This window comes from Hymenobacter sp. BRD128, assembly GCF_013256625.1.
Lineage (GTDB): Bacteria > Bacteroidota > Bacteroidia > Cytophagales > Hymenobacteraceae > Hymenobacter.
In genome coordinates, this window is record NZ_CP053908.1 from 508,296 (window position 1) to 530,769 (window position 22,474).

Annotated in this window: 21 protein-coding genes; 11 read left to right on the forward strand and 10 right to left on the reverse strand. The window is 58.8% G+C overall.

Annotation, left to right across the window (positions count from 1 at the left end):
* Window positions 1-24: 24 nt before the first annotated feature.
* The gene (locus GKZ68_RS02370; RefSeq protein ID WP_173110370.1) at window positions 25-1,680 is read left to right on the forward strand and encodes a glucoamylase family protein; all 1,656 of its coding nucleotides are present in this window, start codon (window positions 25-27) and stop codon (window positions 1,678-1,680) included.
* Window positions 1,681-1,702: 22 nt separating this feature from the next.
* Here the strand turns inward: GKZ68_RS02370 and GKZ68_RS02375 are convergent, their stop codons facing one another.
* A complete protein-coding gene (locus GKZ68_RS02375; RefSeq protein ID WP_173110372.1) occupies window positions 1,703-3,436 on the reverse strand; it encodes a T9SS type A sorting domain-containing protein in 1,734 nt (577 codons plus the stop codon).
* Between the two features lie 239 nt (window positions 3,437-3,675).
* On the opposite strand from GKZ68_RS02375, the gene GKZ68_RS22350 reads away from it, so the two are divergent.
* Entirely contained in the window at window positions 3,676-5,301 is a 1,626-nt protein-coding gene (locus GKZ68_RS22350; protein WP_173110374.1) for an OmpA family protein, read from the forward strand.
* 240 nt (window positions 5,302-5,541) lie between these two features.
* Here the strand turns inward: GKZ68_RS22350 and GKZ68_RS02385 are convergent, their stop codons facing one another.
* From GKZ68_RS02385 to GKZ68_RS02395, 3 genes are all read right to left on the reverse strand, one after another.
* The gene (locus GKZ68_RS02385) at window positions 5,542-5,754 is read right to left on the reverse strand and encodes a hypothetical protein (RefSeq protein ID WP_173110376.1); all 213 of its coding nucleotides are present in this window, start codon (window positions 5,752-5,754) and stop codon (window positions 5,542-5,544) included.
* 48 nt (window positions 5,755-5,802) lie between these two features.
* Window positions 5,803-5,958, reverse strand: coding sequence for a hypothetical protein (locus GKZ68_RS02390; protein WP_173110378.1), 156 nt, complete (start codon window positions 5,956-5,958; stop codon window positions 5,803-5,805).
* Window positions 5,959-6,046: 88 nt separating this feature from the next.
* Window positions 6,047-7,033, reverse strand: a complete 987-nt coding sequence (locus tag GKZ68_RS02395; protein WP_173110380.1) for an IS110 family transposase — start codon at window positions 7,031-7,033, stop codon at window positions 6,047-6,049.
* Between the two features lie 353 nt (window positions 7,034-7,386).
* Here GKZ68_RS02395 and GKZ68_RS02400 point away from each other — a divergent pair, with 353 nt between their 5' ends.
* Window positions 7,387-8,853, forward strand: coding sequence for an amidohydrolase family protein (locus tag GKZ68_RS02400; protein WP_173110382.1), 1,467 nt, complete (start codon window positions 7,387-7,389; stop codon window positions 8,851-8,853).
* A gap of 90 nt (window positions 8,854-8,943) precedes the next feature.
* On the opposite strand, the gene GKZ68_RS02405 is transcribed toward GKZ68_RS02400, so the two are convergent.
* Window positions 8,944-9,621 carry a hypothetical protein gene (locus GKZ68_RS02405; RefSeq protein ID WP_173110384.1) on the reverse strand — a complete coding sequence of 226 codons (678 nt, stop codon included), beginning with the start codon at window positions 9,619-9,621 and terminating at the stop codon, window positions 8,944-8,946.
* A gap of 198 nt (window positions 9,622-9,819) precedes the next feature.
* Between GKZ68_RS02405 and GKZ68_RS02410 the strand changes: the two genes are divergently transcribed.
* A complete protein-coding gene (locus GKZ68_RS02410; protein ID WP_173110386.1) occupies window positions 9,820-10,080 on the forward strand; it encodes a hypothetical protein in 261 nt (86 codons plus the stop codon).
* Window positions 10,081-10,186: 106 nt separating this feature from the next.
* A complete protein-coding gene (locus GKZ68_RS02415) occupies window positions 10,187-11,119 on the forward strand; it encodes an NmrA family NAD(P)-binding protein (RefSeq protein WP_254244130.1) in 933 nt (310 codons plus the stop codon).
* A gap of 78 nt (window positions 11,120-11,197) precedes the next feature.
* Here the strand turns inward: GKZ68_RS02415 and GKZ68_RS02420 are convergent, their stop codons facing one another.
* The 3 genes from GKZ68_RS02420 to GKZ68_RS02430 all read right to left on the reverse strand — a co-directional run bounded on the left by GKZ68_RS02420 (window position 11,198) and on the right by GKZ68_RS02430 (window position 14,497).
* Complete coding sequence (locus GKZ68_RS02420; RefSeq protein ID WP_173110388.1) at window positions 11,198-12,994, reverse strand: thiamine pyrophosphate-dependent enzyme; 1,797 nt, start codon at window positions 12,992-12,994, stop codon at window positions 11,198-11,200.
* A 126-nt stretch (window positions 12,995-13,120) separates the two neighbouring features.
* A complete protein-coding gene (locus tag GKZ68_RS02425; RefSeq protein WP_173110390.1) occupies window positions 13,121-14,041 on the reverse strand; it encodes a pirin family protein in 921 nt (306 codons plus the stop codon).
* Between the two features lie 21 nt (window positions 14,042-14,062).
* Window positions 14,063-14,497 carry an endo-arabinase gene (locus GKZ68_RS02430; RefSeq protein ID WP_173110392.1) on the reverse strand — a complete coding sequence of 145 codons (435 nt, stop codon included), beginning with the start codon at window positions 14,495-14,497 and terminating at the stop codon, window positions 14,063-14,065.
* Window positions 14,498-14,641: 144 nt separating this feature from the next.
* On the opposite strand from GKZ68_RS02430, the gene GKZ68_RS02435 reads away from it, so the two are divergent.
* Window positions 14,642-14,953: a hypothetical protein gene (locus GKZ68_RS02435; protein WP_173110394.1), complete on the forward strand. Its 312-nt coding sequence runs from the start codon at window positions 14,642-14,644 to the stop codon at window positions 14,951-14,953.
* A gap of 51 nt (window positions 14,954-15,004) precedes the next feature.
* Here the strand turns inward: GKZ68_RS02435 and GKZ68_RS02440 are convergent, their stop codons facing one another.
* Together GKZ68_RS02440 and GKZ68_RS02445 are read right to left on the reverse strand one after the other, a co-directional pair.
* Complete coding sequence (locus GKZ68_RS02440; RefSeq protein ID WP_173110396.1) at window positions 15,005-15,715, reverse strand: SDR family oxidoreductase; 711 nt, start codon at window positions 15,713-15,715, stop codon at window positions 15,005-15,007.
* A 192-nt stretch (window positions 15,716-15,907) separates the two neighbouring features.
* Window positions 15,908-16,720: an AraC family transcriptional regulator gene (locus GKZ68_RS02445; RefSeq protein WP_254244131.1), complete on the reverse strand. Its 813-nt coding sequence runs from the start codon at window positions 16,718-16,720 to the stop codon at window positions 15,908-15,910.
* A gap of 312 nt (window positions 16,721-17,032) precedes the next feature.
* On the opposite strand from GKZ68_RS02445, the gene GKZ68_RS02450 reads away from it, so the two are divergent.
* The 5 genes from GKZ68_RS02450 (at window position 17,033) to clpB (ending at window position 22,461) form a co-directional block, all read left to right on the forward strand.
* Entirely contained in the window at window positions 17,033-17,947 is a 915-nt protein-coding gene (locus GKZ68_RS02450) for a hypothetical protein (protein WP_173110398.1), read from the forward strand.
* Window positions 17,948-17,969: 22 nt separating this feature from the next.
* Entirely contained in the window at window positions 17,970-18,653 is a 684-nt protein-coding gene (locus GKZ68_RS02455; protein WP_173110400.1) for a hypothetical protein, read from the forward strand.
* A gap of 317 nt (window positions 18,654-18,970) precedes the next feature.
* Window positions 18,971-19,138 (forward strand): hypothetical protein, encoded by a 168-nt coding sequence (locus tag GKZ68_RS02460; protein WP_173110402.1) that lies wholly within the window; start codon window positions 18,971-18,973, stop codon window positions 19,136-19,138.
* Between the two features lie 154 nt (window positions 19,139-19,292).
* Window positions 19,293-19,706 carry a hypothetical protein gene (locus GKZ68_RS02465; protein WP_173110404.1) on the forward strand — a complete coding sequence of 138 codons (414 nt, stop codon included), beginning with the start codon at window positions 19,293-19,295 and terminating at the stop codon, window positions 19,704-19,706.
* A gap of 136 nt (window positions 19,707-19,842) precedes the next feature.
* Entirely contained in the window at window positions 19,843-22,461 is a 2,619-nt protein-coding gene (gene clpB / locus GKZ68_RS02470) for an ATP-dependent chaperone ClpB (RefSeq protein ID WP_173110406.1), read from the forward strand.
* Window positions 22,462-22,474 lie beyond the last annotated feature (13 nt).

A 22,474-nucleotide genomic window follows, 5' to 3' on the forward strand; every position in this document is an offset into this window, starting at 1 on the left:
TCCCAGGCTTTTTTATTCCCACCTATGCTGATTCCCGTTCCCCGTTTGTTGCGCTTAGCCTGGCTCGGGGCTAGCCTGCTGCTTGCCACCACGGCCTGCCAAAAGTCCGTGGAGGCGCCCACGATTACCCCCCCGACCACCCCGACTCCCATTACACCAACTGTGGCCGACCCCACCGCGGACCGGGCCTTGCTCGATAAAGTGCAGCAAGCTACTCTGCGCTACTTCTGGGATTTTGGACACCCGGCCAGCGGCATGGCCCGCGAGCGCAGCACTTCGGGCGATGTTGTAACGACCGGCGGCACGGGCTTCGGGGTGCAGGCCCTGGTGGTGGGCGCTAGCCGGGGCTGGTTGACGCGCGACCAAGCGGTGGCCCGCACCCAGAAGATTTGCGACTTCCTCAAGCAGGCCAATCGCTTTCACGGCGCCTGGCCCCACTGGCTGAACGGTAGCAGCGGCGCAGTAATCCCCTTCAGTCCGCAGGATAATGGCGGTGACCTAGTCGAAACCTCTTACCTCGTGAATGGGCTATTGGTGGCGCGCGCCTACTACGACGGTAACAACGCGGCCGAGACGACGCTGCGCCAGACTATTACCCAGCTTTGGGAAGGGGTGGAGTGGGACTGGTACGCCAGCCGCAGCGACGGTCTGCTGTACTGGCACTGGAGTCCGCAGTACCAATGGGCGATGAATATACCCATCCGAGGTTGGAATGAGGCCCTTATTACTTACGTGCTGGCGCTTGGGTCGCCGACGCACCCCATTACACCAGCCGTGTATAAAAACACCTGGGTCGGTAATGGCTTCGGCACGCCGCTCGCCTACGAGGGCTACCTGCTGCCGCTGGGCCCAGCCTATGGCGGCCCGCTCTTTTTTGCGCACTACTCATTTCTTAGCCTCGACCCGCGCCGGATGCAGGACCAATATGCCAACTACTGGCAGCAGAATGTGAACCACACGCTCATTAATCGTAGCTATTGTCTCTACACCGCTCCCAAGGCTAATGGCTATTACACTAGCTTGTGGGGCCTCACCGCCTCCGACGACCCGGACGGCTACAGGGCCCACCAGCCTACGGCCGATAATGGTACGGTATCGCCCACGGCGGCGCTGTCGTCGTTTCCCTACACGCCCTTTTATGCCATGCAGGCCCTGCGTAACTATTACGGCACGCTGAGTGCGCAGTTGACTGGCGACTATGGCCCGCGCGATGCCTATAACCCCTCGCGCAACTGGGTAGGGCAGAGTTTTTTGGCCATTGACCAGGGGCCGATTATCGACATGATTGAAAACTACCGCAGCGGCCTGCTGTGGCAGTTGGGGGCTAAGGTGCCTGAATTGCAGGCAGGCCTGCGCCAGGCTGGTATTAATGTTCCGGTTTACGCCACGGGCTTTGCGCTCGCTGTGCCTGAGGCCAAAACCAACCGCTACGATATGCTGAAGCATCCCGACCGCAACAGCTACCAGCTCGACGTAGCACTGGCTACGGCCGGCAACTATACCCTGATGCTGGAAACCACCACGGGCACCGTCGTAGAAACTCTTTGGAACAATCAGCCGCAGGTGGCCGGAGTAACTACCGTAGCGCTGGGCGCCACGGCCCCGACCGGCGACTACACCGTGCGCCTGACCGGTCCCGCGGGGCTAGCAGCCCTCACGCTGGCAGTTACCCTGCGCTGAGTATTTGTATTGGGTGGCAAGCTTAGTCGATAGCCAGGCGCCGTACCGCCGTGGCTGTTCCAACCTGCACGCGTAGTAAGTAAATACCTGGCAACATGCCCCCTAACGGCAATTCATAGGCTATCCCCGCCGGCGAGAGCGCTACAGTTTGCGCGCTCATTACGCGGCCCAGGGCATCGGTGAGGGTGAAACTGGCCTGCGTGGTGCCGGGTGCATAGGCCCACTGTATGCGCGTGTTGGCGTGGGCTGGGTTGGGCGCTACGAGTAGGCTAGCCAGGGCGGTGGCCGCCGGGGTAGCCAGCGCCCTGGCGTCGGGTAGCAGCGCCAGAAAGGCCGTGATGCTGCCGCTGGGGTTGCGAATCGTCTGGCTGCTGAAAGTGGCCACGGTGCTCAGGAAATTCCCCGCCACGTACACGTTGGGGCCGCTTACAGCCAGGGTCTCAGCCCGGTCGAGGTTGGGGCCGCCCGCCCGCTGCGCCCAGGCAAAGCCTCCGGCCCTGATGAGTTTGGCTACATATACATCGAGGCTGTTGTCGCTAGTGAGCAGCGTGCTCCCAAAGCTGGCCGTGGTGGTGCCGGGTACATTGCCGCCAAACGCCCCCGCTACATACACACCCGCGCTGCTCACGGCCAAAGACGTGCCGTAGTCATCGCCCGGGCCGCCCGCCCGCTGCGCCCAGTTAAAACTACCTGCGCTGCCTACATCAATAAGCTGAGTCACAAACACGTCATAGTATAAGCCACTGGTACCGGCATTGGAGAGTGTGGCCGAGCCGAAGCGGGCCGTCGCGCTTTGAAACTCGCCGGCCACGTACACGCTAGCCCCGTCGGTGGCTATAGCATTGGCCCGGTCATCGCCGGGGCCGCCTGCCCGCTGAGCCCAGGCCACTCTCCCGCTAGCTCCTTCCAGCCTAGCCACAAACACATCGAAGCTGCCATTGGGATTGGCATTGGTCAGGCTCGCCGGCCCAAAGCTAGCCGTGGCACTGGCAAAATTGCCCGTCATATATATTGCCTGCCTGCTGCTGGCCAAGGCATTAGCATAATCCTCGGCTGGCCCGCCGGCTCGTTGGGCCCAGGCAAAGTCCAGTGAGCTTCCGCTCGGGGTAAGGCCCGCAACATAAACATCGGTGCTCCCGGCGCTGGTTAGGTTAATTCCGCCAAAGCTCGCCGTTTCGGCAAAGCCGCCGGCTAGGTAGAGGGTGGCGCCACTCATGGCTAGGCTAGTAGCGTAGTCATCAGCCGGGCCGCCCGCCCGTTGAGCGCTGGTAAACGTGCTGGTGGTCCCCATATCCGTCAAGCAGGTTATGAAAACGTCGCGGCTGCCCGCCAGGCTGGTGCCGTCGGCATTGCGCAGCACACTAGGGCCGAAACTAAGCTTGTGGCTTGTAAACCAGCCGGCTACGTACACATTTGGGCCACTCAGCGCAATGGCCGTGGCTACATCGGCGCCAATGCCGCCGGCCTGCTGCACCCACAGAAAAGCCTGCGCGCTGCTGCTCCACTTGGCAATAAATATATCGCGTAGGCCATCAGCGGTAGTGTTGATAAGCTTAGTGCTGCCCAAGCTTATTGTCCCGGCAAAGCTGCCCGCCACGTACACATTACCCTGCCCATCGGCCACCGAGGCCGCAACCGATGAATAAGACCCACTGGTCGCGCCCGCCGCCACAGCCTGCTGCCAAGCCGGCGCCTGCGCTCTGACGAGAAATGAATTAAAAATAAAAATAATAAAAATTATCTTATTTAAGTACATAAATAATATACTTATTTTTTCTTTAAAATACACTAACCAATGTCTGAATTCTACGTTATCAGCCACTTATTAGTCAGCCTTAAGTAAGCTGCTTACGTTTGAAAAACAATGAGTTATGTCTTAATAGTGTGCTTTTTATTACCGTGCGCGCAAATTCTGCGTACATGGGGCTACTAAGCTACCCACCTTCTTAACCATTCACTGTCTATATGAGCGAATTTTCTTCCACTCTTCGGAGGTTGCTGCCTGGCGCGTTGCTACTGGCGGCGGGCTTAAGCGCTACTACGGCGCAGGCCCAAACGCCCGACCGCAAAACAGCTATTGGCGTTAACCTTAGCTATTTGCAATACCAAGGTAACCTGGGCGGCGACTTTGGCGTGATGCACTTTCCCCTTCAAGTAGGGGTGGGTGCCCACATCACCCGTTACATCTCGCCCACGTTTGACCTGAGCCTGCTGGGCAACTATGAGAGCTACCGCTTTGTAGCTGATGCGGCCCCGCGCAATGAATTTACGGCTAGCATCGGCATGTTTGACCTGGGGCTGAAGCTGAAGTTCAACAACGGTAAGTTTATTAAGGAAGACGCCTTCATTCAGCCTTACCTCATGGCTGGTCCTGGTTTCTTCGCGGCCAATAGCCGGGGCAATTACGGTACCTTCAACCCTAACCTGACGTCTACGCCGGGCTCATTCTCCAACCAGGTGCGGAGCTTCGAGATATTTGGGCTGGCTGGTCTACGTTTTCGTCTCTCGCCTGCTATTGGCCTCGACGTGACGGTTAGCCAGCATTATGCTTTTCCCGGCGACAATAATCCTGGCAACGAGATAGATAATTCAGTTACCGGTACTTACCACGACCGCTTCCTGGTGTACGGCGTGGGTCTGACGGCCGCCCTTGGCAAAGCCAAGGATACGGACGGCGACGGTGTGCCCGACCGCAAGGATAAGTGCCCCAACACGCCCGCGGGCGTGAAAGTGGACGTGAACGGCTGCCCGCTCGATACGGACGGCGACGGCGTGCCCGACTACCAGGACAAGTGCCCCGAGGTGAAGGGCCTGCCCGCCCTGCAAGGCTGCCCCGACAGCGACGGCGACGGCGTAGCCGATGCCGATGACAAGTGCCCCAACACCCCGGCCGGCGTGCGCGTCGATGCCTCCGGCTGCCCGCTCGACGCCGACGGCGACGGCGTGCCCGACTACCTCGACAAGTGCCCCGGCACGCCCAGCGGCGTGAAAGTGGACGCCACCGGCTGCCCGCTCGACCGCGACGGCGACGGCGTGCCCGACTACCAGGACCGCTGCCCCGACCGCGCCGGCCCGGCCTCCAACAAAGGCTGCCCCGAGATTCCGGCCGAGCAGAAGAAGATTCTCAACGAGGCCACCAAGTACATCAACTTCGACTTCAACAAGGCCACGCTCAAGCCCAGCTCGTACCCGCGTCTGAACCAGATGGTGCAGATACTGAACGACTACCCGGACTACTCGCTCTCCATTGCCGGCCACACCGACAGCAAGGGCGACGAGGCCTACAACCTGCGCCTGAGCTACGAGCGCGCCGCCTCGGCCCGCAAGTACATGCTGGAGCACGGCATCCCGGCCGAGCGCATCGAGAGCCGGGGCTACGGCAAAACCAAGCCCATTGCCGACAACAAGACGGCCGCGGGCCAGGCCCTGAACCGGCGCGTGGACTTCGACCCCTACCTGACGGGCGAGACCAACGCGGCCGAAGCCAAGTACGGCCCGGCCCCGAGCATCGCGGAGCTGAAAGCCGAAGGCAAGAAGCTGCCGGGCAAGAAGACCACCGGCACTGGCGCCCCCCACAGCCGCAAGGCCCCGGCCAAGAAGGCCCCCGCCAAGCGCAAGTAAGCGCTGGCTGTCAGCCTGGCTGATAGAGGCTAACTACAAAAGGCAGGTCCCGTCGGGGCCTGCCTTTTTGTTTGCAGCTGGCTATCTATAGTTAACCTGCCGCCGGGCCTGTAAGAAGATTTTTGTGTATACTAACGAAGGCTACTGAATCTGACCCCAGCGCTATGCTCCCTCAAAGCCAGCCTGATATAACAAGCTGGTTAAGCTTAGTACCCATAAAAACGCCTGACCATTCGCGTACTATGAGCCGTCGGTTGGGCGCCGTATTCCTTGGGCGTTGCCAATAGCCGAGCCGCTGGTGTCGTTGTTAACATAGATATCCGCCTGCTTCGCGTCGGGCTGGCTAGCCAGCTCCGCGACTTTCCGGCGCAGGGCTTCGCTAGGGTTGGGGGACGCATAGAGGTCAGGCACGCCTTGAAAGCGGTAGTAGAGCGTGGGCGCGGTGGCCACCACGGCATCGGGCAGCTGCGGCGGGAGCTAGCCGCAGAAAACCACGCGCCGCTAGGGCAGGGTCACGTATACGTCAGGGGGCCGAAACGCCAGTGCATTGACAAAAGCCGGGTCGAGGCAGTCGAGCACGCGGGCTAGCCGCTCGGCGGCGCAGGCCATGCGGGGGGCAATTACATATTCAGCTCGAGCGTCTGAGAATGCTGGCATGAAGCAAGGTAAACTTCGAGCTTGATACTAAAAATCGTTTTCCTACGGAGCTTGCGAAGCAGCTTATCACGCTTGAACAGTTCATGAACTATGTTAAAAAGCAAGGAAATGAGCGTAAAACGGGCTGATAATCGGGGTCAAAATCCTGCTTAAATTTCACGACAGCAAACGCTTGGCGGAGCAGTTTGTTGACGACCGCTATTAAGGCCACTTTGGGCGCTTTGCCCGCCGCTTTCAAGCGCTGATACAATGCTTGGCAGGGCTTGTTGTAGCGAATGGCCGACCAGGAAGCCATATAGAGCAAACTTCGTAGGTGAGGGTCACCGGTCTTGCAGATACCTTTGGTAATCTGCGACTTGCCTGACTGGTAAATCACGGGCACCACGCCAATATACTTGGCCAGGGCTTTGGCCGAGTGGAACTGGGCAAACCCACTGGTCACCTCAATCAGCGCCGTGGCAATCGTGGTCGAAATACCTTGAATCGAGGTCAACCGCCGCAATTGATCCGGGAAGTGCTGCGTAGTTAACTGGTCAATCTCGGCCGTGACCTCAGCGATGGCCGTCTGAAAGTGGCTGATTAGCTGCTGCAAACTGCTTGCTACCCGCTCATCTTGCACGGGCAGGGGGGAAAAGGCATGCTGCAGATTGGCTAACGAACGCTGCTGTTTTTTGAAGTGGCGCAGCAGGGTGCGCTTTTGCTTGAGCCGCAGCAGCACGTCGCTCTCCATCGTGTAGCACGGGGGCTGCACGAGCTGCCCATACCGGGCCAAGAGCACGGCATCGCTCTCATCCGTTTTGGTCACTGCCAGTTGGAGTTGGGCAAAGTGATGGCTTTGCTTCGGATTGATGACCGAAACGGCTACCTGGGCCTGACAAAGCAAATACGTTAGTAGGACGGAGTACGAGCCGGTTGCTTCCAGCACCACGTGGCTCTGGTCAGGCAACTCGTTGATCAACTTCCGGATAGCCTCGGGTGTATTGCGAATGCTACGCACCTTCCAGTTCGTCGTGGTCTGCGGCAATGCTACCGCTAGCGTGTCTTTCGCTACATCGATTCCAACGTACATTTTCATGGCACAAAGGGGAAAAGAAGAAGGTAAAAGAGTCGAACGCTGCCAATTTTGGGGCTTAACATACTGCACGCGGGGTTAGCCAGTTGAACTATCCAGGCTGCCAAAACTGACCAGGGTGGGTCGAGACATGAACTACGGGGTTGGCCCCATGTTAAGAGCGGACTTGCTCACCCTGGCTGCGTTTGTTGGTACTCAATATACTTTTAATCAGGCCGATTTGCTTCGCACCTCAAACGTAGTATGTTAGCGTGATAAGCTGCTTCGCAAGCTCCGTAGGACAGAAGTCGATTGATTGGTAATTGTTAACCCAAGCCGACCTTAGCCAACTAATAAAGCTTACCTACCCGGCGACCATGAGAAAATCGTACTTTTCGCGCTTATGCTTGGGCAGCCTCTTCGGAGTGGCCTTGGCCCTGCCTACCCTGGCCCAAACACCGCTAAGCGCCGGTCAAAACCCGCCGGCTTTCACGCCGCAAGTCAAGGAGTTCATAAAAGTGAGCGCACCGGTAGTAGCTCTCACCGATGCCAAAGTCATCGACGGCACCGGTCGGCCCGCGCTGCTGCATCAAACGGTACTGCTGCGCAATGGCCGTATCGAACAAGTGGGCCCCAGCAAAAAAGTGAAGGTGCCGGCCGGCGCCGAGGTCATCAACTGCGCCGGTAAAACGTTGATTCCGGGGCTGGTAATGCTGCACGAGCACCTGTACTACACCATGCCGGCGGGCGGGCTTTTCAACATCGCCCAGATGCCGTACTCGTTTCCGCGCCTCTACCTGGCGGGCGGGGCCACCACCATTCGCACGGCGGGCAGCATCGAGCCGCAGACCGACCTGGCCATTCAGCGCCTCATCGGCGAGGGCAAGTTTATCGGCCCCGACATGGACGTGACCGCGCCCTACATGGAGGAGCCCGGCATGGATATTCCGGCCCTGAACACCGTGAAAGGTCCGGCCGATGCCGCCGCCAGCACCAGGTTCTGGGCCGATAAGGGCTGCACCTCGTTCAAGATGTACATGCACGCCACCCGCGCCGACCTGGCCGCCGTGGTGCAGGAAGCCCACCAGCGCAACCTCAAAGTAACCGGCCACCTCTGCGCCATCACCTACCGCGAGGCCGCCGAGATTGGCATCGACAACCTGGAGCACGGCTTCATGGCTAGCTCCGACTTTGCGCCCGGCCACGTGGCCGATGCCTGCGATTACCCCGCCGCCCGCCAGGGCTTGCTGCGGCAGCCGGCCAACAGCCCGGCCGTGGCCGACCTTATCAAGTATCTGATTAGTAAAAAGGTAGCGCTCACGTCCACTTTGCCCGTGTTCGAGCCCTACACCGGCCGCGAGGTGGTGCTGGGCGGTGGCCTCGAGGCACTTATCCCGCAGTTGCAGGAGCGCGAAACCAAAACCTGGCAGGCTAGCCAGGGCAAGGATTCGGCCAGCGTGGCGCTCTTCAAGAAAGAGCAGGGCTGGGAAAAGCAGTTTTTCGACGCCGGCGGCCTGCTGGTAGCCGGCACCGACCCCACCGGCGCGGGCCGCACCATTGCGGGCTACGCCAACCGCCGCGAAATCGAGCTGCTGGTCGAGGGCGGCTTCACGCCCCGGCAAGCCATCCAAATCTGCACCCTCAACGGCGCCAAATACCTGGGCCGCGACCGCGAAATTGGCACCATCGAGCCCGGCAAGCAGGCCGACCTGGTGCTGGTGGCCGGCGACCCTGAAAAGGATATCCGCCAGCTCCGCCAGATGGAAGTCGTATTTAAGCACGGCATCGGCTTCGATTCGCCCAAGCTGTTCGAGTCGATGAAGGGCAAAGTCGGCCTGAACTGATTTTTTGGATTGAGAATACTTTAACTTAAAAAGGCCGTCAGATGAGCATGACGGCCTTTTTAAGAAATTTGCTGCTAAGAAATCAGTAGTTTATTCAGCCGGCAGTGTCGCCTCGTAGGTATCGGCAAATTTGAAATCCTCCAGCCAGTAGTCCGAGCTAATAATATCGTACACCACGCTGGTGTCAGTTTTCTCGCTCGGGGTGAGCTGCCACAAAATCGACGTGGCCTCGGGAAACGCGCCGCCCGCCAGCTGGTCGCCGAAAAGGCGGTGCAGCAGGGCGCGGTCCGCCAAGCCGGGGGCCAGCAGGCGCAGCAGCATGGCGGCCGGCTCGTGGTCGAGCAAGGCCAGGTCGGCGGGGCTAGCGGCCGTGATTTTCACCTTAAACTCCACGGCCTGCGGGTGCGGAAACTTGCCGTTGTACGCCTCATACAGCAGCTGCGTGGCGTTGAAAAAGCCCCGGTGCAGCGCAAAATTGGGGTTTTCCTCCCACAGCTTCTCTGTTTGCAGCTGGTGGGCCAGTTGGTCGAGCTGGCCCTTGGTCAGGTCGTCCGGAAAAAGGTAGCCGAGCACGATTTCGGCCGCTTCAGCCGGCTCAAGGTCGGTGAGGGCTAGCTGGGTCATTTCCTTCAGCTCGGCCGGGGCGATGGCTTCGGGGTTTTCGTAGTCTAGCTTGCTGAGCAGAGCCAGGTAATCGGCAGGTTGCCAGGCATTAGGCAAGGCCGGCAGGTGCTGGAAGGAAAGGCGTTCGACGGTGAAAGTTGACATGCAAGAAACGCAGGCAGAAAGAACCTGCGCTCCCTTTTACGCACAACGCCCGCCGGCAACTGAACTTGCGCCGCTCCGGGAGGGGAGTTTGCCGGCCCGTCCAGGGCACCGGAGTAACGGTTGAGGAGGATGCACGTATAGGCTAGGGCGGTAGCTAGGCTGCCGCAAGTTCTTTTCCCACCAAATTTCCGTTTTGTCATGAAAGCTACTCTGATTTTAGCCGCTGCCTTCGCGTTCACCACCAGCGCCGCCCTGGCCCAAACCGTAGCCCCCGGCACCACGCCCGGCGCCCAAACCGGCAACCCCTCAAATATGCCCAGCGCCGGCACCACTACCGACCAGCCGATGAACAACAACGGCCGCATGGATAATATGTCGAGCAGCGACCGCAAAATGATGCGCAAAAACAAGAAAATGAAGTCGAGCGACGGCACGATGAAAACTAAAACCAAGATGTAAGGAGCGGCGGCTGGCTACGGCTAGCCTCCCATCCTCACCCAAGCAAGCCCTTGCCCCAAGCAAGGGCTTGTTGATTTATCGTATTCGCCATTAACTAGCTACTGCGTTGATTTCGCCCGTTTCTGCTGCCGCTAGCCCGGCCGCCGCGCCTGCTCTCATTGCCCTGGCCGGGGCTACCGGCGACCTGGGCCATCGCATTGCCCTGGCTTTGCTTGACCGGGGTGCCCAGGTGCGCGCACTCGTGCGCCCCGGCAGCGCCGCCAAGCCAGCGGCCGGCACGCTGCGCGAGCGCGGCGTGCCTATTATCGAAGTTGATTTTAACGATGCGGCGGCCCTGGCGCGCGCCTGCGCGGGCGCGGCCTGCGTGGTGTCGGCCCTCTCGGGCCTGCGCGAGGTAATAGTAGATAGTCAAACGCAGCTGCTCGACGCGGCCGTGGCAGCCGGCGTGCCGCGCTTTATTCCGTCCGATTTCGCTATTGATTTTACCAAATTGCCCGAGGGCAGCAACCGCAACCTCGACCTGCGCCGCGAGTTTGGCCGCCGCCTCGACCAGGCGCCCATTCGAGCCACGTCCATCCTCAACGGTATGTTTATGGATTTGCTAACCGGACAAGCGCCGGTTATCCTCTTCAAAATCAGGCGGGTGCTCTACTGGGGCTCGGCCGACCAGCCGCTCGATTTCACGACCATCGCCGATACGGCCGCCTTCACGGCCGCTGCCGCCCTCGACCCTACCACGCCCCGCTACCTGCGCGTGGCCGGTGAAGTAGCCACCGTGCGCGACCTGCAAGCCGCCGCCACGGCGGCCACCGGCCGGCGCTTCGGTCGCCTGCGCGCCGGCGGCCTGTGGCTGCTCAAGCTGATGATAAAGATAACCCGCCGCCTGGTGCCAGCGCCCAATGAGGTGTTTCCGCCCTGGCAGGGCATGCAGTACCTGCACAATATGTTTACCGGGCTGCCTAAGCTGACGCCGCTCGACAACGACCGCTACCCCGATATGCGCTGGACGAAGGTGCGCGAGTTGCTGGCAAAAAAGTAAGCTGACTTGCACCTGCCTTGATAAAAAGCGCCTGCCCCGAAAAGAGGCAGGCGCTTTTTTTAAGGGCTAGCCCGCGTGCTAAAGCCCCGGAATTACATCCAGCAGGCTGCGGCCTTTAGTGGCCACGGCTTCGCGAAACTGATTCTTAATCACGTTCTTGATAATCTCGCTGCTGTCGCGCTCGCCCCGGGCCAGCGCCTTGGCAAACTCGATGGCCTGCGTGGTGCTCACCTTGCCGGGCATGGCGGGCTCGTTGGGGTCCACGAGGCAATCGACTACCACTGGCCCGTCGTGGGCCAGCGCCTGGCGGATGACCTGCTCGGCGTCTTTGGCTTCGCTGAGGGTGAAGCCGGTGGCCCCGCAGGCCTCGGCGAATTTGGCGAAGTCGATGGGCTGGAGGTCCACGCCGTATTCGGGGTTGCCCTCCATCACAATCTGCTCCCATTTTATCTGCCCATAAGCCCGGTTGCTAAACACGAACACCTTGATGGGCAGGTGGTAGCGCACGGCCGTGGCTAGCTCGCCCATCAGCATCGTGAAGCCGCCGTCGCCCACCAGCGCCACCACCGGCCGGCCGGGGTGCGCCACCGAGGCCGCAATGGCGTAGGGCAGGCCGGCCGCCATCGTAGCCAGCAGGCCCGAGGTCGAAAACAGCATGTTTTCCTGCATCTGAATGTAGCGCGCCGCCCAGGTCGTGTTGTTGCCGCAGTCGCAGGTCACGATGGTGTTCGCGGCCAGCAGCGGGCTCAGGGTCAGGGGCACCGTCTGGGGCTTCATGGGGCTAGCCTCCTGGCTGCCGCGCTCGTGCAGCAGCTCGTGCCACGCCTTCATGCGGTCCTGCGCTTGGGTCAGGAAGTCGCGGTCGCCTTTGCGCTGTAGCAGCGGCAGCAGGGCTTGCAGCACCGTTTGGCTATCGCCGAGCAGGCCCACCTCCACGGGCGTGCGCAGGCCGATGTGGCTAGGGTCGAGGTCAATCTGCACCGTGCGCGCCTGGCCGGGCTTGGGGTAATAGTCGAGGTAAGGGAAGTGCGAGCCGATGATAATCAGCGTGTCACACTCTTCCATCGCATCCTGCGAGGGCGCGGTACCTAGTAGCCCGATGCCACCGGTGGTGTAGGGCGAGGCGTCGGGCACTACGCCCTTGCCCAGCAGCGCTTTAATGATGGGGCCACCCACCAGCTCGGCTAGTTGCACCACTTCGGCGCGGGCCGCCAGGGCGCCCCGGCCCGCCAGGATGGCGACCTTCTTGCCGGTATTGATAACCTCAGCGGCCATTTGCAGCTGCGCCTGGCTAGGGGCTACGTCGTGGCTCACGGGCGTGGGCGCGGTGTGGTGCGGCACGTTCATCTGCGATACCTTATCCTCACTGGTCGTCCATTCCTGCAAATCTTTAGGGAAGGAGAGGTGCGTCACCGTGCGCTGGGCCAGCGCCGTGCGAATGGCTTGGTCCACAATGGTTTCGACGTGCTCGGGGCCCATCACGCGCTCGTTGCAGGCGGCCACGTCCGCAAATACCTTTGTCAGGTCCACGTCCTGCTGCCAGTAGGTGCCGCTGAGGTCGTGGGCCGCGCTGCCCGTGATGGCCAGCACCGGCTGCCCGTCGTACTTAGCATCGTACAGGCCATTGAGCAAGTGAATGCCGCCCGGCCCACCGGTAGCCAGGCACACGCCCAGCTTGCCCGTAAACTTGGCGTAGCCGCAGGCCATAAAGGCGGCCGCTTCTTCGTGGCGCACCAGTATCAGCTTTAGCTTGTCCTGGTGCGTGCGCAAAGATTCGTAGATGCCGTTAATGCCATCGCCGGGCAGGCTGAAGATAGTATCGACGCCCCAGGCCAGTAGTCGTTCGACCAAGAGGTCGGCTCCGGTTTTTGCCATGAGAAAGGTAGAAAAGTTATCGGTGAAAAGTACCGCTTTTCCTTACGTGGCCGGGGCCGCTAGGGTATAGCGGGGCTTTGGTGCCAGCTGAGCAAGCTCGCCGGATTTTACTACAAAGCGGCGCGCCTAAGACAGCGCCTGCGGGGGCGGTGAGCCCGAGCCGGCCGGCCGGGTGCGGTCGCTGGGCAGTGGCACAAACTCTTGGTTGTCAGTGGGGGGCAGCGCGATGCGGCCGGCTTGCCAGTCGGCCTTGGCCTGCTCGATGCGCTCGCGGCGCGACGATACGAAATTCCACCAGATAAAGCGCTCGCCCAGCGGCTCGCCCCCGAGCAGCATCAGCGTGCTGGGCTCGCGGGCCACCAGCACCGGGTCGAGGCCGGGCGTGAACACCAGCAGCTGGCCGGGCGTGTATACCTGGCCGTTCACCTCCACGCGGCCCTTGGCCACGTAGGCGCCGCGCTCGGGGTAGCCGCGCGGCAGCCCGAAGCGCCCCCCCGCTTGCAGCACCACGTGCAGGTAAAACAGCGGTGAGTGCGTTTCGACGCGGTTTTTCAGCCCAAAAGCCTCGCCCGCAATCAGGCGCATCCACACGCCGGTATCGGTGAAAATGGGTAGCTCCGTAGGCTGGTAATTGCGGAAGGTGGGCGCCTGCTCTTCGTCGGCTTCGGGCAGGGCCACCCAGGTTTGCAGCATTTCGAGCGCGCCGCCCGCTAGGGCTGCCGGGTCCTCAAAGCGCTCGGAGTGCGCGATGCCCGCGCCGGCCGTCATCCAGTTTACTTCACCGGGCCGGATAATCTGCTCCACGCCCAGCGAGTCGCGGTGCGTCACTTGCCCGCCAAAGAGGTAGCTCACCGTGCTCAGCCCAATGTGCGGGTGTGGCAGCACGTCGAGGCTAGCCAGTTGCGCCGCGGCCACCTGCACCGGCCCGGCGTGGTCCATAAAAATAAACGGCCCCAGCATGCGCCGCAGCCGGTAGGGGAGGATGCGCTGCACCGCAAACCCCGGCGCCAGGGCCGCCGGGCGGGCATCAATCACGAGGTCGAGCATGGGTAGTTGGCTAGGGCTGTTTTACCGCTTCCGAATGTGGATGGACTGGCCTACTAGCTTCCACTGGTCGTCAATTTTCTCCAGTAGCCGCAGCTCGTAGGAATACGTTTTCTTGCCATCCTTCGCGGTCGATTCCTCGTCGTGGCTGACCCAGGCCGTAGTGCCCGCCACGTGCAGCTTGTAGTTGGTATTAACCGCCGCCCCGCCCTGACCCATCGAGGAGGAAGAAGTTAGCATTGCGGCCGGCGGAATATCCAGGGCCTGGCCATCGCCCGTCGAAACCAGGATGCGGCTGTACGGCTGAATGTGCCAGCACGCGGCGTGGCCCGGCACATCGCCGGCGCGCCAGGTGGCCGATTCCTTTTCCAGCAGGTGCTTGATGGCAGCCGTATCATCCACTGGCTGGCGGCAACTACTTAGGGCTAAGCTGATAAACAAAGGCAAGAGGGCTTTCATGGGGGTGGGCAAGGTGAGGGAGGCCAAAAAGTCGGCTAGCCGGCAAGATAGCGCGGGCTAGCCAGCTGCCCCGGCCAGCCGCGAACAGCTAGAGCATCTAAAAGCGGCCGCCGTGCGTAGCAGCTGTTCCTACGTTCCTTTTTTATGAAGCTTCTCCTTGCCTTCGCCGCCGCTAGCCTGCTGAGCGCCACTGCTGCCCACGCCCAAACCGTGCTGCCATCGGGTGCCGTGGCCCCCACGGGCGCCGTCGCGCCTTCCGGCCAGCTAATCACGTCGGGCACCGTGCCCGGCAGCCAGCCCCTGAGCACGCCCGACACCCGCGACGGCGGCAGCCCCCGCGCCGCCCGCCACGCCCGCAAAGTACCCGGCCTGAGTCGCCAGGACCGCCGGCAAAACCGAAAAATGGATAAGATGCATTATTCCGCCGACTCGGAAAAGCAGGGCGGGAAGAAATAGCCCGCGTTGTCCCACCCGCCGGGCTACTAGCTGCCGCTCAATGGCTAGCCCTTACCAGGGCAAAATACCAGTGACTGACGACATCGTGCCGCTAAGCCCCTCGGCCGGCAACAGGGCTAGCCGAATGGCTTCGGCCGCGCCCTGCGCGGGGGTGTCCGTGCCCGCAAAGCCGTTGAGGTCGGTGGCCGTGTAGCCGGGCGCTGCCGAATTTACCTTGATGTCCGTATCACGCAGCTCATAGGCGAGCTGCACGGTGAGCATGTTCAGCGCGGCCTTCGAGGCCGAGTAGCCGAGCAGCGCCCAATCATTTTGCCCCACGATGGTGAGCGACCCTAGCGGGCTCGACACGTTGACAATGCGCCCCGCCGCGGCCTGCTTCACCAGCGGCAAAAACGCCTGAGTGGCGGCCAGCGTGCCTATAAAATTGATTTGGAGCGCTTGCTCCACGCTGCGCACGTCGGCATTAGCAGGCGAGCCATCGCCAGGTACATTGATGCCCGCATTATTCACCAGGATATCGAGGTGGCCTTCCTCACGTTGCAGGTGCGCCGCTGCCGCGGCTAGCGTGGCTTGGTTGCCTAGGTCCACTTCAAGGAAGCGCACGTCGCCTTCGGCGGCCAGGTCCGCGGCGGCTTGCTGGCCCTTGGCGGCCTCGCGGGCCCCTAGGTACACCCGGCAGCCCGCTTGCAGTAGCCCCCGCACTATCTCAAAACCAATGCCTTTGTTGCCGCCAGTAACCAGCGCGATTTTCTTGTTTGCCATATTGCCTGTGGGGTTGGCCTCCCCTAGGGTAGGGAGGCGGGTTAGTACGCCACAAAGGTCCAGGCAGTAGACGATGGGTAAACTTCGCCAGTCAACCCATCTGTTTTAGATTTCAAACATGGTAGCGCAGAGTAGCGCGGACTTTTAGTCCGCGAGTGCTAAGTCTACCCACTCGCGGACTAAAAGTCCGCGCTACACCGCCCGCCGAAATTCCCCCGGCGTGTGCCCGGCGTGGCGCTTGAAGAAGGTGCAGAAGTGCGCCACATCGGCAAAGCCCAGGCTATCGGCAATTTCCGAAACGCTCCAGGTGGTTTGCCGCAGCAGCAGCTTGGCTTCCTGCGCCAGGCGGCGGCTGAGCAGGGCGGTGGTGGTGTGGCCGGTCGTTTCCTTCAGCACGCGGTTGAGGTGGTTGACGTGCACGGCCAGCTGGTCGGCGTAGTCGGCCGCCGTGCGCAGGCGCAGCGGCGGCTGCGGGCTGAGGCGCGGAAACTGCCGCTCCAGCAGCTCCGTGAATTGGGTGGCGACGCGCTCGGCGGCGCTGTGGGTAGCCAGCGGGGTAGGGGCCGGTTGCAGCTTCTGCACCAGGTGAATCAGCTCCCAGAAGTAGGTGCGCAGCAGGTCGTGCTTGTAGGCGTAGCCCGACCCGAGCTCGTGCAGCATCTTCTCGAAAATAGCTTCGACCGCCGCGCAGTCGGCCGCGGCCACCTCCCACACCGGGTAGGCCCCGGGCTGAAAAATCGGCAGCTCGGCCAGTACTACCCCGGGGCGGGCGGGCAGCAGAAAGGCATCGTCGAAGAGGCAACTGTAGCCCCCAAAGTCTTCGGTGAGCGGCAGCCACCGGTAAGGCACGCGCGGCGTCACCAGAAACAAGGTATTGGCGCCGACGTGCGGGGGCTGGTCGGCACACTCCACCTGGCTGAGCCCGCGGCAGAGCGTGATTTTGTAGTAGTCGCGCCGGCCAAACGTCATCGGGGGCGTTCCGCGCAGCTCCGCCAAGGAGAACACGTTAAAATGTCACGCCTTGCCCCATATCCGGCGGCGGCACCACGCCACCTGCGGAGGCAGGCCCCGGGGCAAGCGCGTCGTAAAAGGCGGCTAGGGTGTTTGGTTTCATAGGGGCAAGTGTACGAAGCGCGCGGGCGGGTAGACAACCTTTCAGCTTTAGTAGAGGTCTATGTCGTAAGCATAGTTAGTTGCTCTGCCGTAGCTTGCCACCACGTAGCAAGTACTAGCTGTGAAGCTAAGCCAGTTTGGATGGGAATATAAAACAAAAAACCTCATAGCTGAAAATAAAATAATTCTTAACAAACTACAATAATGGCTAACGAATTTATAATTAAAATAAATAAAGACAGTCATGGTAATGAATTGTCTTTGGCAAGTATGAGCATTGAGGCCGCTGATGCATTAAAGATTTTTATTGAATCTTTATCGCAATTTGCTAAGCTAAGTAATAAAGCTGCAGATATGAAACTGTCTTTGAAAGACGGATGCATTGAAAGTGCGTTAGTCTATCCTGAGTCAGAAGTAAAAATAGATGAAGAAATACAAAGCATAGTCGATGGAAAATCTGATAATAATGAATTTATTAAGTTTTTCAAAGATATTCAAGATAAAATTCAGGCGAACGGTCTGGATTATTCAGTAATGCATTTTGTAAATGGAGAAAAAATTGATTTAACGGAAACATTTAAGGCAAAAAAATTTGCTTATAAGCGTCCTAATAAGGGTTTTTGGAAAGAGGAGATTGTTTTCATCGAAGGACGCTTGTTCGAGTCAGGAGGTAAGACAAAAACAAATATTCACCTTGACTATAAGGGGAAGGAGTTTGCGATAAATTGCTCTATTAATCAAGCAATAAAAATTAATAAATTGCTTTATCAACAGGTATATGTATGTGCGCTTAAAAAATGGAAATTTGAAGGCCAAGAGACTTATGAGCTAATCGATACTTATCTTCTGCCCGGAGTCTTTAGAAAATATAAGAATTTTTACCAAAGTATAAAGGAAGATGATTCTTTGGAACGCTTTGATATTATTCATGATAATGTTGTAAGTATTATTGAAAAAAGAGGGCTTGATGTTCCTGATATTTTCAGGTTAATGAGATTGTATAATCATCCTCAAAGTGATAAGGGGATTGTTCAGACAATCTTAATGGCCTTAAAGCCACTTAGAAGACACGAAAGGGTTTCAGGTATTTATCAAGAACTTGCTGCATTGTTGAAGTAGCCTGCAATAAAAGATATAGAAAATGAAAATCAACGAGAATTTGATTAAGATTTCTGAGGCAGGCCTACCAGAGAATTTTATTTCAGTAGCTACTAAGATTTACGATAACAACCCAACTCACGCTGCGATATTTATAAGGCATCAGGCAAAAAATTATTTACATCACTTTCCAGGTACTTGGTTGCCTGAAGTGCGTGAAAATTTTGAGGATGATTGGTATATTCTTAAAAAATGCGAGGTAATCAAAAGTGGAGATGAAAATAGAATAGGTTCATTTTTGCAGTATTGCAGGCGCATTTGTGATAGAAGCAGAGTTACTTATGGTTTCTACATGGATGGGTCAAAGTATGACCAGGAAGGAAAGTATATTAAAAATAGTGATATGCCAGAGCTCGGCACATGTGTTAGTTTCTGTGTTAATACCCTATCTGGAGCGTTAGTTATAGAAGATGAATATCTATTGCTTGATGATTGGGATGATTCTTCCATCATGGACGCGCATGGATTAGATATGTTTTCTATGTCACAGATAAAAGCTAATTATCCTGATTTAGATATTAGTATTTACAATGCATACAGAAAGCGTATCTCGCCACTCGAGTATTTGACATCAGGGTTTTTTAGTAACTATCCAATTAAAAAAGAAGAAATAAATACAATAGTCGAGGATGTAAAAAAAGACGTTAGGTCAAAGTTTAGTGATTAGTAGTTCTATAAGTTATTTAATTGGTAATAAAAATTTGTCTGATTGGCGCGTTACTAAGTAGCTGATTTGTGTCAAAAAGTCTGATTTTCCACTTCTGCACCTCGCTTGCTAGTACCCTCGTACAATCTTCCTAATCCGAAGCACCTGCTGAGAACTTAGCAAACTAATGGACTTTAAAAACTTCACCATCAAGGCACAGGAGGCCGTGCAGAAGGCTACCGAGATTGTCGGCGCCAACCAGCAGCAGGCCATCGAAACGGGCCACCTGCTGAACGTTTTTTAGTATCTTCGCGCTAGTAAGGAAAACCTGCTACACTATGGGCACCACCGACACGAAGAAGCCGCAGCCGACCGCAGCCGCCCCCCTCACCAAAGAAGAGCGGCTGGCCCAGGCCCGCGAGTACGCCAAGCAATTCAAGTTTGACACGCTTTCGGAGGAAGACTTGATTCGCCTGCGCCGCAATGCTTATGCCTACCTCCTCTGAGCCACGGCAGCCGGGCGAAGGCTACCTGTTCACCTATCGCAAAGGGCCGTCCCAGCAGGGCGGCCCTTTGGTTTGTACCCACTACTACACGTTTCGCACCCGTAAGAACTAGCGGTATGTGGTAGAGGCTGAGCAGTATCAGCATCACGTATACGTGCTGAAGTTTTACCCGCTGGCCCTTAAAAATTCTCCCAATCGATTTAAGCTGTTGGTGAATGATGGCGACGCTTTTCGCATCCTGAGCACGTGCCTACGGGTGTTTGCCGACATTTGCCGCCGCGACCCACTGGCTTCGGCTGGTTTCATTGGCGAAGCACTTGTGGGCGAAAGCCAGGTGATGACCAAGCGGTTTCGGGTTTATTTCCAGTCGGTAATTACGTTTATCGACTCGGTAAATTTTATTCACCACCCGCTGCCAGCTATCAGTGCCTACTTCCTGGAATGTCGCGCCAATCCTGAGCCGGATTTGCTGCCCGCTGTGGAGCAAATGTTTCGGGAATTGTACATCGTGCCTGATGCCATGGAAAACGGCAAGCCTGCTTCGGCAGCAGATATTACGGAGAACTGAAATTTTGTCGTTATTCGGCTGTTGAAATTTAGTGATTTCTGCCAAAAAGTCCGCTTTTACACTTCTGCACCTCGTTTGCTAGTACCCTCGTACAATCTTCCTAACCCGAAGCACCTACCGAGAACTTAGCAAAACTATGGACTTTAAAAACTTCACCATCAAGGCACAGGAGGCCGTGCAGAAGGCCACCGAGATTGCCGGAGCCAACCAGCAGCAGGCCATCGAAACGGGCCACCTGCTGAAGGCTTTACTACAGAACGACGAGAACACCCTGGCCTTCCTAGGTAAGAAACTGGGCGCCAACATGGCCAATCTCGGCCAGCGGCTCGATGCCATTGTGCAGGCCTACCCCAAGGTGAGCGGCGGCTCGCCCTACCTGGCCAACGACGCGGCCAACGCCGTGCAGCGCGCCAACACCCAGATGCGGGACATGGGCGACGAGTTCGTGTCCGTCGAGCACCTGCTGCTGGGCATCCTGGGCGGTAAAGACAGCGTGGCTAGCCTGCTCAAGGACAACGGCTTCAGCGAGAAAGACTTGAAAGCCGCCATCCAGGAGCTGCGCGGGGGCCGCAAGGTCACCAGCCAAACCGCCGAGGAGCAGTACCAGAGCCTCAACCGCTACGCCATCAACCTAAACGAGCGCGTGCGCAGCGGCAAGATGGACCCCGTTATCGGGCGCGACGAAGAAATCCGCCGCGTGCTCCAGATTTTGTCGCGCCGCACCAAAAACAACCCCGTGCTGCTCGGCGAGCCCGGCGTGGGTAAAACCGCCATCGCCGAAGGCCTGGCCCAGCGCATCGTGGCCGGCGACGTGCCCGAGAACCTGCAAGACAAAACCCTGATGAGCCTCGACCTGGGCCTGCTCGTGGCCGGCGCCAAGTATAAGGGCGAGTTTGAGGAGCGCCTCAAGGCCGTTATCAAGGAAGTGACCGATGCCGAGGGTCAGATTATTCTGTTTATCGATGAGATACACACCCTGATTGGGGCCGGCAGCGGGGGCGAAGGCGCCATGGACGCCGCCAACCTGCTCAAGCCGGCCTTGGCCCGCGGCGAGCTGCACGCCATCGGCGCCACCACGCTCAAGGAATACCAGAAATACATCGAGAAAGACAAGGCCCTGGAGCGTCGCTTCCAGGCGGTTATGGTGGACGAGCCGAGCGTGCCCGACGCCATCAGCATCCTGCGCGGCATCAAGGAGAAGTACGAGCTGCACCACGGCGTGCGCATCACCGACGACGCCGTGATTGCGGCCGTGGAGCTGAGCAGCCGCTACATCACCGACCGCTTCCTGCCCGACAAGGCCATCGACCTCATGGACGAGGCCGCCGCCAAGCTGCGCATCGAGCTGAACTCCATGCCCGTGGAGCTGGATGAGATTCAGCGCCGCATCATGCAGCTGGAGATTGAGCGCGAGGCCATCCGGCGCGAAGACAACCACGACCGCGAGGCCGTGCTGAGTAAGGAACTGGCCGACCTAGGCAGCCAGCGCGACGAGCTGAAAGCCAAGTGGGAAGGCGAGAAATCCGTCCTGACCAACATCCAGACCGAGAAGGAAAACATCGAGCGCTTCAAGACCGAAGCCGAGCAGGCCGAGCGCCAGGGCGACTACGGCCGCGTGGCCGAGCTGCGCTACGGCAAAATTCAGGAAGCCGAGCAGCGCCTGAAAACCTTGCAGGACGAAGCCAACGCCACCAAAGCCGACGGCGGCATGCTGCAAGAAGTAGTGACCAGCGAGGACATTGCCGAGGTAGTGGCCAAGTGGACGGGCATCCCGCTGAGCAAGATGCTGCAATCGGACCGCGACAAGCTCCTAGGCCTCGAAGCCGAGCTGGGCCGCCGCGTGGCCGGCCAGAGCGAAGCCATCGCCGCCATCTCGGATGCCGTGCGCCGCTCGCGCGCCGGTCTGCAAGACCCCAAGCGGCCCATCGGCTCGTTTATCTTCCTCGGTACCACTGGGGTCGGGAAGACCGAGCTGGCCAAGGCCCTAGCCGAGTACTTGTTCAACGACGAGAACGCGATGGTGCGCATCGACATGAGCGAGTTTCAGGAGCGCCACGCCGTATCGCGCCTCATCGGGGCGCCTCCCGGCTACGTGGGCTACGACGAGGGCGGCCAGCTCACGGAGGCCGTGCGCCGCAAGCCCTACTCAGTGGTGCTACTCGACGAGATTGAGAAGGCCCACCCCGACGTGTTTAACATCTTGCTGCAAGTGCTCGACGATGGCCGCCTCACCGACAACAAAGGCCGGGTGGCGAACTTCAAGAACACCATCATCATCATGACATCGAACACGGGGGCCGACATCATCCAAAAGAATTTCAAGCACTTGGATGAGCACAATCTGATGGAAGTAGAAGAAATTGTGGACCGCACCCGCGACGAAGTAGTGGAGCGCCTGCGCCAGCACATGCGCCCCGAGTTCCTGAACCGCATCGACGAAATCGTGCTATTCCAGCCCCTCAAGCGCAAGGAAATCCGCAAGATTGTCGATATCCAGTTCAAGCAAATCCAGCAGCGCCTGCAAGAAGCCGGCATCAGCCTCGAAGCCACCGACGAGGTACTCGACTACCTCGGCGAGCAGGGCTTCGACCCGCAGTTCGGCGCCCGCCCGCTCAAGCGCGTGTTGCAGCGCGTGATTCTGAACGAGCTGAGCAAGGAGATACTCTCGGGCAAGGTGTCTAAGGATGCTGTTGTTGAGGCCGTGCTAGAAGATGGCCAGGTGCACTTCGAGAACGTGGAGCTGCCGACGGTGTAATAAAGTTAGTTAA